Origin of the sequence: Acetatifactor aquisgranensis (assembly GCF_943193215.1) — a bacterium.
Lineage (GTDB): Bacteria > Bacillota > Clostridia > Lachnospirales > Lachnospiraceae > Acetatifactor > Acetatifactor aquisgranensis.
In genome coordinates, this window is the sequence record NZ_CALPDH010000035.1 from 1 (window position 1) to 13904 (window position 13904).

Genomic DNA, 13904 nt, shown 5'->3' on the forward strand with positions numbered 1-13904 from the left:
CTGATAAAATCAAGGTTTCTTGATGCCGGCATATTGGTTTTTATCGTTTTGAGTACTTATAATCCGACTTTAGGGATTCTATATGTGCTTTTAAGCACAGTGCAACTACAGGACGGTTGCATCGGCAGTTATACTACTGGTTCAGATACTGCACCTTGTTGTATGGCGGATGTCCGCAGGAACGCCGTAAACAGGGCGTTTCCGGGAAAACGGTGCGGTTTTTGGTGTGCTTTAAAACACACTTAAAAATACCAACAGGTAAGGTCGGGGATTTTAGAGGTGCTGAAATCACCCGGTGCGTCCTGAAACCGGACAGCCGCAGGAACGCCGTAAATTGGGGATTCTTTGGGGATTGCGGGAGGTGAGGGGTGTGTTTTAAAGCACACGTTGACTACTTTGAGCGTACAATTGTTCTGCCACAGATAACAAATGCCGTGTCCAGTATCAGGACAGCGGCAGTGGCGGAAGGGGACAGTTCCGCTGTCGGTAACACGATAGAATTACTTTTCCTGAACCAGAGAATCAGATTCCCCGTGTGACACTGGTGTGACGGCATCCTGCTATCACTGGAAGGGCGCGGAAAGCGCCGTAAATCGGGCATCCGTGGGGAAAAGAAAGGGTTTCAAGGTGTGCTTTTGGCACACCTTATTTAAACTGCAGGGAAACTAAGGTGTGTTATAACACAGCCTCTTTCAGGAGGCGGAAAGCGAGGATAGCAGAGAGTGAAAAGGAAGTTCTGGAACTGGATCAAAAATGACGCGGGTGGGGAGGAAGAACGCACCCTTGTGCTGAACGGCGAGATTTCGGATGAAACGTGGTACGGGGATGAGGTGACGCCTGCCCTGTTCGCAAAAGAGCTGAATGCCGGGAGCGGCAACATTACCGTGTGGATCAATTCACCGGGCGGCGATGTGTTCGCCGCGGCACAGATTTACAATATGCTCATGGAGTACAAAGGCGATGTGACCGTGAAGGTGGACGCGCTGGCGGCTTCGGCAGCCTCCGTCATCGCTATGGCGGGCACCACGGTGCTGATGTCGCCCCTTGCCATGATGATGATCCACAATCCCATCACCGTAGCAATCGGGGATTCCAAAGAGATGCAGAAGGCGGGGGAGATGCTGGATGAAGTGAAGGAAGGCATTATGAACGCCTACGAGATCAAGACCGGGATAGACCGTAAGAAGATATCCCACCTCATGGATGCGGAGAGCTGGTTCAATGCGAAGAAAGCTGTGGAGCTGGGCTTTGCGGACGGCATCCTGCATGAAGGGGAAAGTACAGATGGATCAGAGGATGCGGCTATGGAGGGCATGATGTTCTCCCGGACGGCAGTGACCAATTCCCTGCTGACCAAGCTGATTCCGAAAAAGCCGGAGGCAAAAGTACCCATTGAGCAGTTAGAGAAGCGTTTACAGTTATTATCACATTAAATTTATGGAGGGAAATGTTATGAGCAAGATTTTGGAACTGAGGGAAAAACGGGCAAAGGCATGGGAGGCGGCAAAGAAGTTCCTCGACAGCAAGCGCGGCGAGGATGGGCTGCTTTCCGCAGAGGACACCGCTGCCTATGAGAAGATGGAAAAAGAAGTGGTGGATTTGGGGAAGGAGATCGAGCGCCTGGAGCGGCAGGCCGCCATTGACGCGGAACTGAACAAGCCCACCTCCGAGCCAATCACCAATAAGCCCAACAACCACCCGGACGGGGAGGAAAAGATAGGCAGGGCAACGGACAATTACAGGAGGACGTTCTGGAACGCCATGCGCCGGAAGAATTTCTTCGATGTGGAGAACGCCCTGCAGGTGGGCACGGATTCCGAGGGCGGCTACCTTGTGCCGGACGAGTTCGAGCATACGCTGGTGGAGGCTTTGGAGGAAGAGAACTGTTTCCGGGGCCTTGCCACAGTCATCCAGACTTCCAGCGGCGACAGGAAAATCCCCGTGGTGGCATCCAAAGGCGAGGCGGCATGGATTGACGAGGAAGGGGCATACCCGGAATCGGACGATTCCTTCGGTCAGGTCTCCATTGGCGCGTTCAAGGTGGCGACCATGATCAAGGTATCGGATGAGTTACTGAATGACAATGTATTCAACTTAGAGGCTTACATCTCCAAGGAGTTCGGGCGCAGGATCGGGACCAAGGAGGAGGAAGCCTTTTTCATTGGTGACGGCAAGGGCAAGCCCACGGGTATCTTAAATGCCACGGGCGGCGCATCCGATGGCGTGACCACCGCCACGGCGAATATCACCTTTGATGATGTGATGGATTTATTTTATTCCCTGAAAGCGCCTTACCGTAAAAAGGCGGTGTGGGTGTTGAATGACACCACGGTAAAGGCTCTGCGGAAGTTAAAGGATAATAACGGAAATTATATCTGGCAGCCGAGTGTGCAGGCAGGGGTGCCGGACATGATCTTAAACCGCCCTTACCACACTTCCTCCTATGTGCCGGAAGTGGCGGCAGGCAGCAAGGTGATGGCGTTCGGTGACTTTTCCTATTACTGGATCGCTGACAGACAGGGCAGGAGTTTCAAACGTCTGAATGAACTGTTCGCGGCCACCGGGCAGGTGGGATTCCTTGCTTCACAGCGTGTGGACGGCAAGCTGATTCTTTCGGAAGCAGTAAAAACCATGAAGGTGAAGGCTTCCGCATCATCAGGATCATAAGAAGGGAGGCGGCAGGGATGGCAGTCCTGACATTGGAGGAAACGAAACAGTATCTCCGTGTTGACAGCAGTGATGAAGATTCGTTCATTTTGGGATTGATTGAGACCGGGGAAAACCTGTGTGCGGATGTGGCACGGATGGAGAAATCGGAACTGGAAGCGCACCTTCCGATGGTGCGGATTGCCGTCCTCTATGCCGCCGCCTACTTGTATGAACACCGGGAGCAGGCAGACCACGGGGAGCTGGTGGGGACGCTGCGCTCCCTTTTATTCGGCATACGGAAAGAGGTGTTCTGATGGCGCTTGGGGAATGGAAGGATAAAATCACCATACAGAAGAGCGTGGCGGGCAATGACAAAGCCGGGAATCACATTTTATCGTGGCAGGATTATTACACCTGCCACGCCTATGTGAACAACCTTTCCGGGAGCGAGTATTGGGAGGCGGCACAGCTTAATGCGGAGAAAGAAGTGTTTTTCCTTATCCGCTATTGCAGTGAAGCCGCCGCCATTGACACGGAGCATTTCCGCATTATCTTCCGGGGACAAGTTTATAACATCACGTTCATTGACAACGTGAAATACCAGAATAAAACCATAAAGCTGCGGGCGGCTTTGGAAAAGAGGTAAAAATGTCTGAAAGAAAAGTATCCATCGAGCAGATGGCGGAGGCGGTCATGGACGGCCTGATCGAGTATGCGGGGCTTGCCACGGACGTGATGAAGGACTGCGTCACCAAAGCCGGGAACACGGTCAAGTCCGAGGCGAAAGCCAATGCCCCGGTTCGGACGGGGCAGTACAAAAAGGGATGGGCTGTGAAAAAGCAGAAGGAGACTGCCAATGCACTGGAACTGGTGGTGCATAACAAAAAGCGTTACCAGCTCACTCACCTTCTGGAGAAAGGCCATGCCAAGCGGGGCGGCGGGAGAGTCCGGGCATTCCCCCATATCGCCCCTGCGGAACAGGCAGGCATCCGGGAACTGGAAGAGGGTATCAAAAGGGGGCTGGAAGGATGAAGCACGAAGAAGTATTGAAGATGATGGGGGAAATGGGGCTGCCCTTTGCCTATGACCACTTTGTCGAGGGCGAATCCCCGGAGCCGCCTTTCCTTGTATTTTTATATCCCAAAGCTGCCAATTTCGCAGCAGACGGGATCGCATATTTCAAAATAAACCAGCTTGACATTGAACTGTACACCGATCTGAAAAACCCGGAACTGGAAGAAACCATAGAGGCTGTTCTGTTAAAGCGCGGTATTTTCTATGGGAAATCGGAGACGTGGATTGAATCGGAAAAACTGTACGAAGTTTTGTATGAAATGGAGGTCTGAAATGAAGAACAACAATAAAGTGAAATTCAATATCTGCAACTGCCATTATGCCCTGCAGAAAACACAGGAGAACGGGGAGATCGGGTTTGAGACGCCCGTGGCAATGCCCGGAGCGGTTTCCATTGCCCTTGACCCCAACGGGGAGCCGGAATCGTTCTATGCGGACGGCATCGAGTATTACATCATAGCCAACAACATGGGCTATGATGGGGATCTGGAACTTGCCCTCATTCCTGAAAGTTTCCGCACGGATGTGTTAAAGGAAGAGGCGGACAACAATGAGGTGCTGGTGGAGAATGCCCATTCCGAGACGGCGGCCTTTGCGCTGCTGTTTGAGTTTGACGGCGACATCCGCAAGATACGCCATGTGCTGTATAACTGTTCCGCAAGCCGCCCCAAGATCGAGGGCAAGACCAATGAGGAGAGCCGGGAGGTGCAGACCGAGACGCTGACCATCAAGGCGCGTCCGCTGGCGAGCGGCTATGTGAAAGCCAAGACCGGGAACAGGACATCTGCGGAGACTTATGCCAACTGGTATAAATCCGTATATCTGCCGGAACCAAAGGCGGTGGATGCAGAGACAGAAGGACAGGGATAAAGGAGGCTGAAAGGATATGAGTATCGTAAGGAAGATTGAGATTGACGGGCAGGATGTACTTTTCAAGGCATCGGCGGCGATTCCGCGCATTTACCGCTTGAAGTTCCAGCGTGATATTTATAAGGATTTGCGGATTCTGGAAAAGAGCATCGGGGAAGGGGATGAGGAAAACTCCAACCTCGATTTATTTTCGCTTGAAATGTTCGAGAATATCGCCTACACGATGGCGAAGCACGCCGACCCGCAGATACCGAATGAAGTGGATGAATGGCTGGACGGTTTCAACACTTTTTCCATCTATCAGGTCCTTCCGCAATTGATAGAACTGTGGGGGCTGAATGTAAAGACGGATGTGGAGGCTAAAAAAAACTTCGCCCAACTGAGCGGGAAATGACCACGCCGCTGTTCCTTCTGCGGTGTGTGCAGCTAGGGCTTTCGATGGCAGACCTTGACCTGCTCTCCATCGGATTAATCAATGATATGTACTGTGAGAGCCGCAATGATTCCTTTTCCTACGCTGTACTGGCTGATCAGGTCGCAATGGATTTATTTTAACGTTAAAATAAATCCATTTATCACAACCAAAAGCATATCCACACCTTCTTAAGAAAACCGCCATATATAGGCATTTCCGGCAACAATGGTGTGGATTTTATATTGATAATTGGAGTGATTTTTAATCCTTAAAATTTACCACTTCCGACACTTTCTGATTTTTCATAATGTTAAAAAATACGGAAATGATGTTTCTAAGCCGTTTCTTAATACTAATTTTTCAGAAAGTATCGGAAGTATCCAAAATGGAATAATTTTTATTTACCAATATTCTTAAAACAATATCCACACCTTTCATGCTGAAAACCATTGAGTTTGCTGGATTTCTTAAAAAGGTGTGGATATGAAATCGGTTGAGATAAATGGACGCATTTTGATTGAAAAAACAGCCTTTTTCTGCTATGATTGGTGGTGGAAAAAGGCTGCAAGCCTTACTTGTTAATCAAAATTTGAAAGGAGTAACAGACATGGAATTTCCTTTTTATGATTCACCCGATACTGCTACGATTATCTGTTGTCATATATTGAAGCGTCAGGCACCTATTCTATATGTATCACATGATGAAGATGACGGAATGTGGCAATTTCTATGCGGAGAAACACATGAAACAGATGAAGCAAAGTTAGTATCTTTAAAATGGGTTTTTGATTTAGATAACTCTGTTAGTACCTTAAAGGATATGCCTTGCGGTTACTATGCAGAAAGAAAAACCCAAGATGATGATTGGATTATCAGAAAGCGATAACTTTCCATTTGTAGGGATGATGTAACAGCGGATGAAAACTGAATACTTTTTACATAGGCACTTGCCATAACAGCAGGTGTCTTTTTTTATGCTTTTTTTCAGGGAGCCTGCGGGCTTCCTTTTTTCGTGGGGAAGGAAGGTGAGGGGGAGTGGCATCAAGGATACAGGGCATTACGGTAGAGATTGGCGGCGATACCACGAAACTCACCGCCGCCTTAAAATCAGTCAATACCGATATCCGCACCACGCAGTCACAGTTACGGGATGTAAATAATCTTCTGAAACTGGACCCCGGCAACACGGAGCTATTAGCACAGAAGCACCGGCTCCTTGCGGATGCGGTGCGGGAGACGAAGGAAAAGCTGGAAACCCTGAAAGCCGCTGCGGAACAGGCAAACGAGGCGCTGGCAAAGGGTGAGATCACACAGGAGCAGTACGATGGCTTGCAGAGGGAGATCATCGAGACCGAGGAACGGCTGAAAAGCCTCGAAGAACAGGCGAACCAGTCAGCGGTGGCGGTGCAGAAGATCGCCGCCGTGGGTGAGGACTTAAAGAACTTAGGGGATAAGATTTCCGGGGTGGGGACCACCCTCACCAAGACCGTGACCACGCCCATCGTGGGGCTTGGCACGATGGCGGTAAAGACCGCCGCAGATTTCGATACCGCCATGAGCCAGGTCGGTGCTGTTTCCGGGGCAACGGGGAAAGACCTTGATGCCCTGCGGGATAAGGCAAGGGAGATGGGGAGCAAGACCAAGTTCTCCGCATCGGAGGCAGCCGAGGCCATGAACTACATGGCGATGGCGGGCTGGAAAACTTCGGATATGCTCTCAGGCATTGAGGGCATCATGAATTTGGCGGCGGCATCCGGGGAGGACCTTGCGACCACTTCCGATATCGTAACGGACGCACTTACCGCTTTCGGCCTTACCGCAGCAGATTCCGGGCATTTCGCGGATATCCTTGCGGCGGCCAGTTCCAATGCGAACACCAACGTATCCATGATGGGCGAGACCTTCAAATACTGTGCGCCCATTGCCGGGGCGCTTGGCTTTTCCGCGGAAGATACCGCAGAGGCAATCGGGCTGATGGGCAATGCGGGCATCAAGTCCACCCAGGCTGGTACTGCGCTCCGCACCATCATGAGCAACCTTTCCGGGGAAGTGAAGATTTGTGGTTCGAGCATCGGGGAGGTCACAATCGCCACCACCAATGCGGACGGGAGCATGAGGGATCTGAGTGCCATCCTCGCTGACTGCCGGACGGCATTCGGCGGGCTGTCCGAGTCCGAAAAGGCAGCGGCGGCAGAGGCGCTTGTCGGCAAAAATGCCATGTCGGGATTCCTCGCCCTGATGAATGCCGCCCCTGCGGACATCGAGAAGGTGAGCAGCGCCATAGCGAACTGTGACGGGAAGTCTGCGGAAATGGCGGCTACCATGCAGGATAACCTTGCCGGGCAGCTTACCATTTTAAAGAGCCAGTTGGAGGAGCTTGCCATTTCCTTTGGTGAAATCCTCATGCCTGCCATCCGCCAGATCGTCACATGGGTGCAGGGCTTTGTTGACAAGCTGAATGGCATGGACGAGGGGACGAAGAACACCATCGTCACCATAGGACTCCTTGCGGCGGCAATCGGCCCGGTATTAATCATTATCGGGAAAGTTGTGTCAGCGGTGGGCAGCATTATGACATTCATCCCCACGCTGATCGGCGGCATTTCCAGTATCGGCGGAGGGCTTAGTGCGCTGTGGGGCATCCTTGCGGCGAACCCGGTAACACTGGTCATTGCGGCAATCGCGGCTCTGATAGCCATTTTCGTGGCGTTGTGGAATAACTGCGAGGGCTTCCGTGAGTTCTGGATCAATCTGTGGAATGTGATAAAAGATGCCGCCATAGCCGTGTGGAATGGATTAAAAGACTTTTTCTCCAATATCTGGAATGCCATCACCGGGGCGGCGCAGGCCATATGGAACGGGCTGAAAGATTTCTTTAGCGGCTTATGGGAAGGGATAAAGAACATCTTCCAGACTGTGCTTGATGTGATAAAGACGCTCATCGTGGCGCGGTTCGAGTTTTACAAAACCATTATTACAACCGTGCTGAATGTGATTCAGACGGTGGTCTCCACGGTATGGAATGCGGTAAAAAATGTGATTGAGACCGTGACCAATGCCATCGGCTCTTTCCTTTCCTCCGCATGGGAAGCAATACGCAATACCGTCACCACGGTAATGGAGGCGATACGGAATGTGATCACTTCTGTATGGGAGGCCATCAAGTCAGCAGTAACGGCGGTGCTTTCCGCCATCAAGGATGTGGTGGTCTCTGCATGGGAGGCGATAAAGAATGCCATTTCCACAGCAATGGAGGCGATACGTTCTGCGGTCATTGCCGCATGGGAAGCCATCAAGAGCGCGGTATCGGCTGCAATCGAGGCGATAAAAAATGTGGCTGTGGCGGCATGGGAGGCCATCAAGTCAGCGGTCATTTCCATTATGGAGGCGATAAAGAGCGCCATCACCGCTGCATGGGAAGCCATCAAATCCGCAGTCAGTTCTGTGGTCAATGCGATAAAGGAAGTCATCACCAGTGTGTGGAATGCCATCAAATCTACAGTCACAAACATTGTGGGCGGTTTGAAGGATGCGGTGGTAAATGTATTTAACAGCCTGCTCTCAGGAATCAAGAACGCCATGAGCGGTATCGCCGGGGCGGTGAAGAGCGGATTCGATGCGGCCATTAATTTTATCAAGAGCCTGCCTTCGCAGGCATTGCAGTGGGGCAAGGATATCATCGGCGGCTTAATTGATGGTATTAAAGCGAAGATTAGCCATTTGGTGGACAGTGTGAAGGATGTGGCAGGGACGATTGCGTCCTTCCTGCATTTCTCCGAGCCGGACGAGGGGCCGCTTTCTAACTTCCACACCTTTATGCCGGATATGATAGATTTACTTGGAAAAGGAATCCGTGGGAATTTAGGGAAGCTGACCGGCCCCATGAAGGAACTGGCGGGAATGCTTATCCCTGCCACGGATTCCATGACGGCGGGGGTGCAGGCGGCAGGAGGTTCCGGCGGCAGTTCTTCATTGGCGGCAAGGCTGGATGCCATGTATGAAGTGGTGACAAAGTATCTGCCCAGGTTAGCGAACAGCCAGGTAGTATTGGATTCCGGGGTGCTGGTCGGGGAACTGTCAGACGGGCTGAACCGGGAGCTGGGAAAGGCGTATTCATGATAAGGAAATTCAGGCTTATAAACGGGGAGGGGATGTCATGGGATTTGAATGCCAGGGCATCCTTTTTCCATTCCATTGGCGGTTTCGGCTATAAGGACGGGACGCAGTATGAACAGATCGGAACGGACTTCATCCCTCTGGAGGAATTATTCTCACAGGGCGTGATGGCTGGGCGGATATTTTTTGGCGGCAGGGATGCCTATGTGAATTACCGGGCATTCTCCCGGTTCGTCCGGGCAGTTCCGCTGACCCTTGTGTATGAGATGGAGGAGGCTTTCCGCGTCCCGGTGCGGATGACGGAGATCGCAAAGAGTGAACTGATCACTGGCGGTGCGGGCTTAGACTGCGAGGTGGCTTTCACGGCGACAGGACAGTTTTATAAAAATGTTTCCGGCTACAGCGGCACCCTATCCATCGGCGGGAAAATATACCCTTACGAATACACCTACGCCTATGCGGACGTGACGCAGAACACCCTCCTGATCGACAGCGACAGCCACGGGGACAGCCCATGCAGGGTGACGGTGTACGGCCCCTGCACGAATCCCGTATGGAAGCACTATGTAAATAATGTCCTGTACGAAACGGGAAGGTATGAGGGGAATATCCCGGACGGGCATAAGCTGGTCATCGACACCACGCAGATTCCCTACAGCATCACGGAGCGGGGCGTCAGTGACGAGGTGGTGGCGGACAGGTACCAGATGTGCGATTTTACCACGGAGCGGTTCTTCCACCTGCAGTACGGCAGCAACCGCATTTCCGTGGTGCATGAGGGGCTGAACATCTTAAATGTGATGGTGGAAGGGAGGATCAGCTATGAGACCGTATAACGTGGAAATCTTTACGCAGGACTTTGAAATGGTGGGAAATACCAATGTAAATGAGATCACCTACAAAGAGGACTATTTATCATCAGACGGCAATACCGTGACGGTGCTTGCCCTGCCCGGTGTGAAGAAGCAGGACTATATCCGAATCAGCAGAGGGGATGAAGAGTATGCCGGAATCGTGACGGAAATCGGCTATGGGACGGATAAATCGAAAAAGTTACAGACCATTTCCTATAAGCCATTGATGGAGTTGCTGAATACGGATGTGCTTTTCGATGTAGACCTGCAGGGGCAGGGCAGCATGGAGCAGTTTATCTGTGACCGCATCCGTGAAATGTTTATTACCAATGAGGATGAAATGCAGAATATCAAGGGGCTTTCGGTCAGTGCGGCCACCGCCACAAAGGACTGGAGCCTGCACATCACGCCCTCCGATAAGGGCGGGCATTACAACATCGTAAACCTCATAGATTCCGTGATCATCCCGGCAATGGAAAAATACAGCATCCTTGTAAAGACAAAGCTGGATATCCAGAACCGGGAAGTGCAGATCATTGTGGGGAGGGCGGCGGCTGGCATCATCACCATAGAGAGCGACCTTCCAAACATCATCAAAAAAAGCGTCACGATAAAACAGGTCAGCGCCGATGTGAATAAACTGGTGATCTATGACAGTTCTGATTATGAGAAGAAAAGGGTATATTTTCTCCACCCGGATTTGGGCTATGACACGAAAGACCGTGACCGCATTACCCCGGTGGTGTGTGAGATGCAGTCTGTTTCCCATGAGGAGGGGAACAGCTTTGAGAGCGCGGCAATCAGCGCCGCCCATAACAAGTTTGCCAACCTTTCCTATTCCAATCTGATAGAACTTACCATGATGAACGGTGACGCGCTGGTGAAGCCGGAGGAGCTGGAATTCGGGCAGGTGGCGGACATCATATCTGACGGGCAGAGTTACCGGAGCATCCTCACGGGCAGGGAGCGGGGGAAGAACACAAAGCTGGTGTTCGGCACGGTGCGGCTGGACTTGACGAAGATATTAAGGAGGCAGGAGAATGGCTGACAACATCACATTAAAAACCTATAAGGGCGGGAACGTGACCCCGCAGGATGACGCCATCATCTACGAGACGGCGATCCCCGGCAGCGGCATCTTCAAAGGGTGTGAGGTCACATATGCCAGGGGCAATGTCCTTCATATTTCGCAGGGTTTTGGCATGATACGGGGGCGCTTTTTTGAAGTGTATGAAACAGAGATTGACGTGCGCCTTGCGGATGTGGGGGAAACCCTGCAGGGGAGGGTGTATATCCACCTTGATTTATCCAATGCGGATGAGCCAATCAAGATACTGGCACAGGCGGCATTGGAACTTCCGCCATTGGATGCGGATGTGAACATTAATTACAACAATTCCTCCTATGACCTTGAACTTGCCATTTTCACGGTATCTTCCGCAGGGCTTAGTGGCCTTACGAAAGTATTCCCCACGCTGAAAGCCGGGAGCGGCGGTGGAGGCGGCGGAGGGGAGACCCTCACCCGTGCAACCTCTTATGCCGTAGGGGATGCGGTGACGGCAGTGGGCGCTCCGGGGTGGGCAACTTTTGTCTGTACACAGGCAGGCACCACGGCGGCATCGGAGCCCTCCGGGTATTCGAGGATCACGAAAGCCGGGGATAAGGTCTTAGATGGTACCGCAGTGTTTACGGCAAGGAACATCATCGGGGAACTGGACGGTGTCATTTCCGATGTTTCCAGTATGGGGGAATCCATGACGGAACTGGATTCCAAAGTAACGGAGATGATGAGCAGCACCGGCCTTGTGATGAAACTGGTGAGCCTTGACGAGTACCGGGCATTGGAAAGCTACAGTGCAAGCACCATTTATCTCTGCTATGAAGATGAAACAACAAAACGTGTGACGCGGATTTTCGTGGGTGAGGACAGGGTGTATGCGGCGGGCGTTAAGGTGACGTACCAGATCGACAATGGATATGCGTTAGAAAGAACTGTGCCGGACAGGGAGGATGCCATTGCCGCCGCGCCGCCTGCCGCATTGGAGGGCTATGCCTTTGTGGGATGGCGGCAGGATGATTCCGCGGAAAAGAAGGTGCTTTCGGAATATATCATCAGTTCGGAGGAACCGGTCACGCTCTATGCGGTGTTCAAAAAGCAGATGGCCATCGGGCTGATGCCAAACGGCGGCACCCTTACGGAGTCCGGTGCAAAGGAAAGTTTCACCGCATCCTGCTATTACAATAACGGGAATGCACAGAGCGAACCTACCGAGGTTCCGGCAAGCCCCTACACACGGAAGAATATGTCCTTCTGCGGATGGAGCATTGATTCCCTTTCAACGCCGAGCTATAAGCCGGGGGAATCTGGCGTATTTCCTGCGGGTACTACCCTCTATGCCATGTGGGTGACAACGGAGTATGACTTCCCCTACACAGGGAATTATGTACAGTTCGTTATCCCACAGGACGGCATTTATGAGTTTGAGGTATGGGGTGCTTCCGGGGGTGCTGCAAAAGTGGACTCCCTTACGGCAGAAGGCGGCCTTGGCGGGCATTCCAAAGGGTACAAGAAGATGAAAAAGGATGAAGTGGTTTATATTTTTAACGGTGGATCACCGAATGGCACGTCAGCGGGGGCAAACGGAGGTGCGGGAGGCTACAGTTACTCAAGCAGCAAGCAGTATGGGGCGGGAGGCGGCGGTTCCACCCATGTGGGTACAAAATCGGGATATCTCGGCTCCACCAGTTCCAGCGGCTTAAGCTATGCCAACCGCTCCTGTGTCCTGATCGTGGCAGGCGGCGGAGGCGGTGGGGGAATTGACAATGGGACAGTCCATAAAGGCGGTGATGGAGGCGGTGAGCGTGGGGGAAACGGCTCAGGAGGTGCTTTAGGCGGGCGGCAGATATCCACAAGCAACAGCCCTTCTGAAAATTTTGGCGTGGGGGATTATTATTCAGGAAGCGGCACCTGCTATTCCGGCGGCGGAGGCGGGTGGTTCGGCGGCAACTATGGCCTGCGCGGGGAATCCGGCGCAGGGGGCTCCGGCTATGTGGACGGGGTCGCACCATTTACCCATAATGGGAAATATTACCCTGCGGAGACCGAGGCAGGGGTGAACGAAGGACACGGCAAGGCATTCATCCGGTATGTGGAATGCGCATAAACAGGAAACGGCACCGAAGAGGTGCTTTTTTTCTTACACAAAATTTGAAGGAGGAAACAGAATGAAGAATTTTATCGAGGCGGCGCAGTATGCGTTTGCGGCACTCGGCGGTGCGCTGGGTGCGGTCATGGGAGGCTTTGACGGCTTCCTTTACGCACTGGTGGTATTCGTGGTGGTGGACTACATCACCGGGCTGATGGCGGCTGCGGTGGAGAAAAAGCTGTCCAGTGAAGTGGGCTTCAAGGGCATTTTTAAGAAGGTGATCATTTTCAGCCTTGTGGCGGTGGGGCATATCTTAGATGCGCACGTCATCCGGGAGGGGAGCGTCCTGCGGACGGCGGTCATCTTCTTTTACCTTTCCAATGAAGGTATCTCCATCCTGGAGAATGCCGCGAGGACGGGGCTGCATATTCCGGAGAAGCTGAAAGCCGTGCTGGAGCAGTTGCGGGAGGAAAAAGGGAAGTGATATGCTGCACAAATTTTCTGATGATGTTTGTGCAGTTTATATTCCTGTTCCTGCTTGCTATTATGCCCGTTCAGAGCGAAGATGTCTGTTACCGGGGAAGCCGGAATACAGGGACGGAGGGATTACGGATGAGGGCATACGGTGAAATGGAGATGCACGGGAAGTACACGCTGGAGGATTTCGGCGGCTGGTCGAGGAACCACACCAAAGCGGCATCCATCCGCAGATGGAAACGCCCGCTGAAAAAGAGGGCAAGGCAGGTGTGCCGCGCCATGCTGAGACGGATGGAAAGATAA

The 13904-nt window shown here is 52.3% G+C and carries 16 protein-coding genes; all 16 read left to right on the top strand.

All coding sequences use genetic code 11. The features are described 5' to 3' along the window. Positions 1–368: 368 nt before the first annotated feature. The 16 genes from NFS35_RS23130 to NFS35_RS23205 all read left to right on the top strand — a co-directional run bounded on the left by NFS35_RS23130 (position 369) and on the right by NFS35_RS23205 (position 13904). Positions 369–539 (top strand): hypothetical protein, encoded by a 171-nt coding sequence (locus NFS35_RS23130; RefSeq protein WP_251209426.1) that lies wholly within the window; start codon positions 369–371, stop codon positions 537–539. A 183-nt stretch (positions 540–722) separates the two neighbouring features. Next, on the top strand, positions 723–1433 hold the full coding sequence (locus tag NFS35_RS23135; protein WP_251209427.1) for a head maturation protease, ClpP-related: 711 nt from the start codon (positions 723–725) through the stop codon (positions 1431–1433). Positions 1434–1452: 19 nt separating this feature from the next. Beyond that, positions 1453–2667 (top strand): phage major capsid protein, encoded by a 1215-nt coding sequence (locus NFS35_RS23140; RefSeq protein WP_251209428.1) that lies wholly within the window; start codon positions 1453–1455, stop codon positions 2665–2667. Between the two features lie 17 nt (positions 2668–2684). Further along, positions 2685–2963: a head-tail connector protein gene (locus NFS35_RS23145; RefSeq protein ID WP_251209429.1), complete on the top strand. Its 279-nt coding sequence runs from the start codon at positions 2685–2687 to the stop codon at positions 2961–2963. Beyond that, a complete protein-coding gene (locus NFS35_RS23150; RefSeq protein WP_129184122.1) occupies positions 2963–3295 on the top strand; it encodes a phage head closure protein in 333 nt (110 codons plus the stop codon). The genes NFS35_RS23145 and NFS35_RS23150 overlap by 1 nt, the downstream gene beginning before the upstream one ends. A 2-nt stretch (positions 3296–3297) precedes the next feature. Further along, complete coding sequence (locus tag NFS35_RS23155; RefSeq protein WP_251209430.1) at positions 3298–3681, top strand: HK97 gp10 family phage protein; 384 nt, start codon at positions 3298–3300, stop codon at positions 3679–3681. Continuing rightward, the gene (locus NFS35_RS23160; protein ID WP_129184118.1) at positions 3678–3995 is read left to right on the top strand and encodes a hypothetical protein; all 318 of its coding nucleotides are present in this window, start codon (positions 3678–3680) and stop codon (positions 3993–3995) included. Before NFS35_RS23155 ends, NFS35_RS23160 begins: the two co-directional genes overlap by 4 nt. 1 nt (position 3996) lies before the next feature. Continuing rightward, entirely contained in the window at positions 3997–4593 is a 597-nt protein-coding gene (locus NFS35_RS23165; protein WP_129184116.1) for a major tail protein, read from the top strand. A gap of 16 nt (positions 4594–4609) precedes the next feature. Next, positions 4610–4987: a hypothetical protein gene (locus tag NFS35_RS23170; RefSeq protein WP_016302882.1), complete on the top strand. Its 378-nt coding sequence runs from the start codon at positions 4610–4612 to the stop codon at positions 4985–4987. 538 nt (positions 4988–5525) lie between these two features. After that, positions 5526–5894 carry a hypothetical protein gene (locus tag NFS35_RS23175; RefSeq protein WP_251209431.1) on the top strand — a complete coding sequence of 123 codons (369 nt, stop codon included), beginning with the start codon at positions 5526–5528 and terminating at the stop codon, positions 5892–5894. Between the two features lie 149 nt (positions 5895–6043). Then, positions 6044–9127 (top strand): phage tail tape measure protein, encoded by a 3084-nt coding sequence (locus tag NFS35_RS23180; RefSeq protein ID WP_251209432.1) that lies wholly within the window; start codon positions 6044–6046, stop codon positions 9125–9127. Further along, positions 9124–9960 carry a phage distal tail protein domain-containing protein gene (locus NFS35_RS23185; RefSeq protein ID WP_251209433.1) on the top strand — a complete coding sequence of 279 codons (837 nt, stop codon included), beginning with the start codon at positions 9124–9126 and terminating at the stop codon, positions 9958–9960. The genes NFS35_RS23180 and NFS35_RS23185 overlap by 4 nt, the downstream gene beginning before the upstream one ends. Further along, positions 9947–11026 carry a hypothetical protein gene (locus NFS35_RS23190; protein ID WP_251209434.1) on the top strand — a complete coding sequence of 360 codons (1080 nt, stop codon included), beginning with the start codon at positions 9947–9949 and terminating at the stop codon, positions 11024–11026. Before NFS35_RS23185 ends, NFS35_RS23190 begins: the two co-directional genes overlap by 14 nt. After that, positions 11019–13142 (top strand): glycine-rich protein, encoded by a 2124-nt coding sequence (locus tag NFS35_RS29130; protein WP_275564730.1) that lies wholly within the window; start codon positions 11019–11021, stop codon positions 13140–13142. Before NFS35_RS23190 ends, NFS35_RS29130 begins: the two co-directional genes overlap by 8 nt. 61 nt (positions 13143–13203) lie before the next feature. Further along, on the top strand, positions 13204–13608 hold the full coding sequence (locus tag NFS35_RS23200; protein ID WP_251209435.1) for a phage holin family protein: 405 nt from the start codon (positions 13204–13206) through the stop codon (positions 13606–13608). 128 nt (positions 13609–13736) lie between these two features. Continuing rightward, a complete protein-coding gene (locus NFS35_RS23205) occupies positions 13737–13904 on the top strand; it encodes a hypothetical protein (RefSeq protein ID WP_251209436.1) in 168 nt (55 codons plus the stop codon).

Excerpts from the sequence above, each read along its gene's own strand:
- NFS35_RS23140 (WP_251209428.1), top strand. The coding sequence starts at position 1,453 with ATGAGCAAGATTTTGGAACTGAGGGAAAAACGGGCAAAGGCATGGGAG.
- NFS35_RS23145 (WP_251209429.1), top strand. The coding sequence starts at position 2,685 with ATGGCAGTCCTGACATTGGAGGAAACGAAACAGTATCTCCGTGTTGAC.
- NFS35_RS23150 (WP_129184122.1), top strand. The coding sequence starts at position 2,963 with ATGGCGCTTGGGGAATGGAAGGATAAAATCACCATACAGAAGAGCGTG.
- NFS35_RS23155 (WP_251209430.1), top strand. The coding sequence starts at position 3,298 with ATGTCTGAAAGAAAAGTATCCATCGAGCAGATGGCGGAGGCGGTCATG.
- NFS35_RS23160 (WP_129184118.1), top strand. The coding sequence starts at position 3,678 with ATGAAGCACGAAGAAGTATTGAAGATGATGGGGGAAATGGGGCTGCCC.
- NFS35_RS23165 (WP_129184116.1), top strand. The coding sequence starts at position 3,997 with ATGAAGAACAACAATAAAGTGAAATTCAATATCTGCAACTGCCATTAT.
- NFS35_RS23170 (WP_016302882.1), top strand. The coding sequence starts at position 4,610 with ATGAGTATCGTAAGGAAGATTGAGATTGACGGGCAGGATGTACTTTTC.
- NFS35_RS23185 (WP_251209433.1), top strand. The coding sequence starts at position 9,124 with ATGATAAGGAAATTCAGGCTTATAAACGGGGAGGGGATGTCATGGGAT.
- NFS35_RS23190 (WP_251209434.1), top strand. The coding sequence starts at position 9,947 with ATGAGACCGTATAACGTGGAAATCTTTACGCAGGACTTTGAAATGGTG.
- NFS35_RS29130 (WP_275564730.1), top strand. The coding sequence starts at position 11,019 with ATGGCTGACAACATCACATTAAAAACCTATAAGGGCGGGAACGTGACC.
- NFS35_RS23200 (WP_251209435.1), top strand. The coding sequence starts at position 13,204 with ATGAAGAATTTTATCGAGGCGGCGCAGTATGCGTTTGCGGCACTCGGC.
- NFS35_RS23205 (WP_251209436.1), top strand. The coding sequence starts at position 13,737 with ATGAGGGCATACGGTGAAATGGAGATGCACGGGAAGTACACGCTGGAG.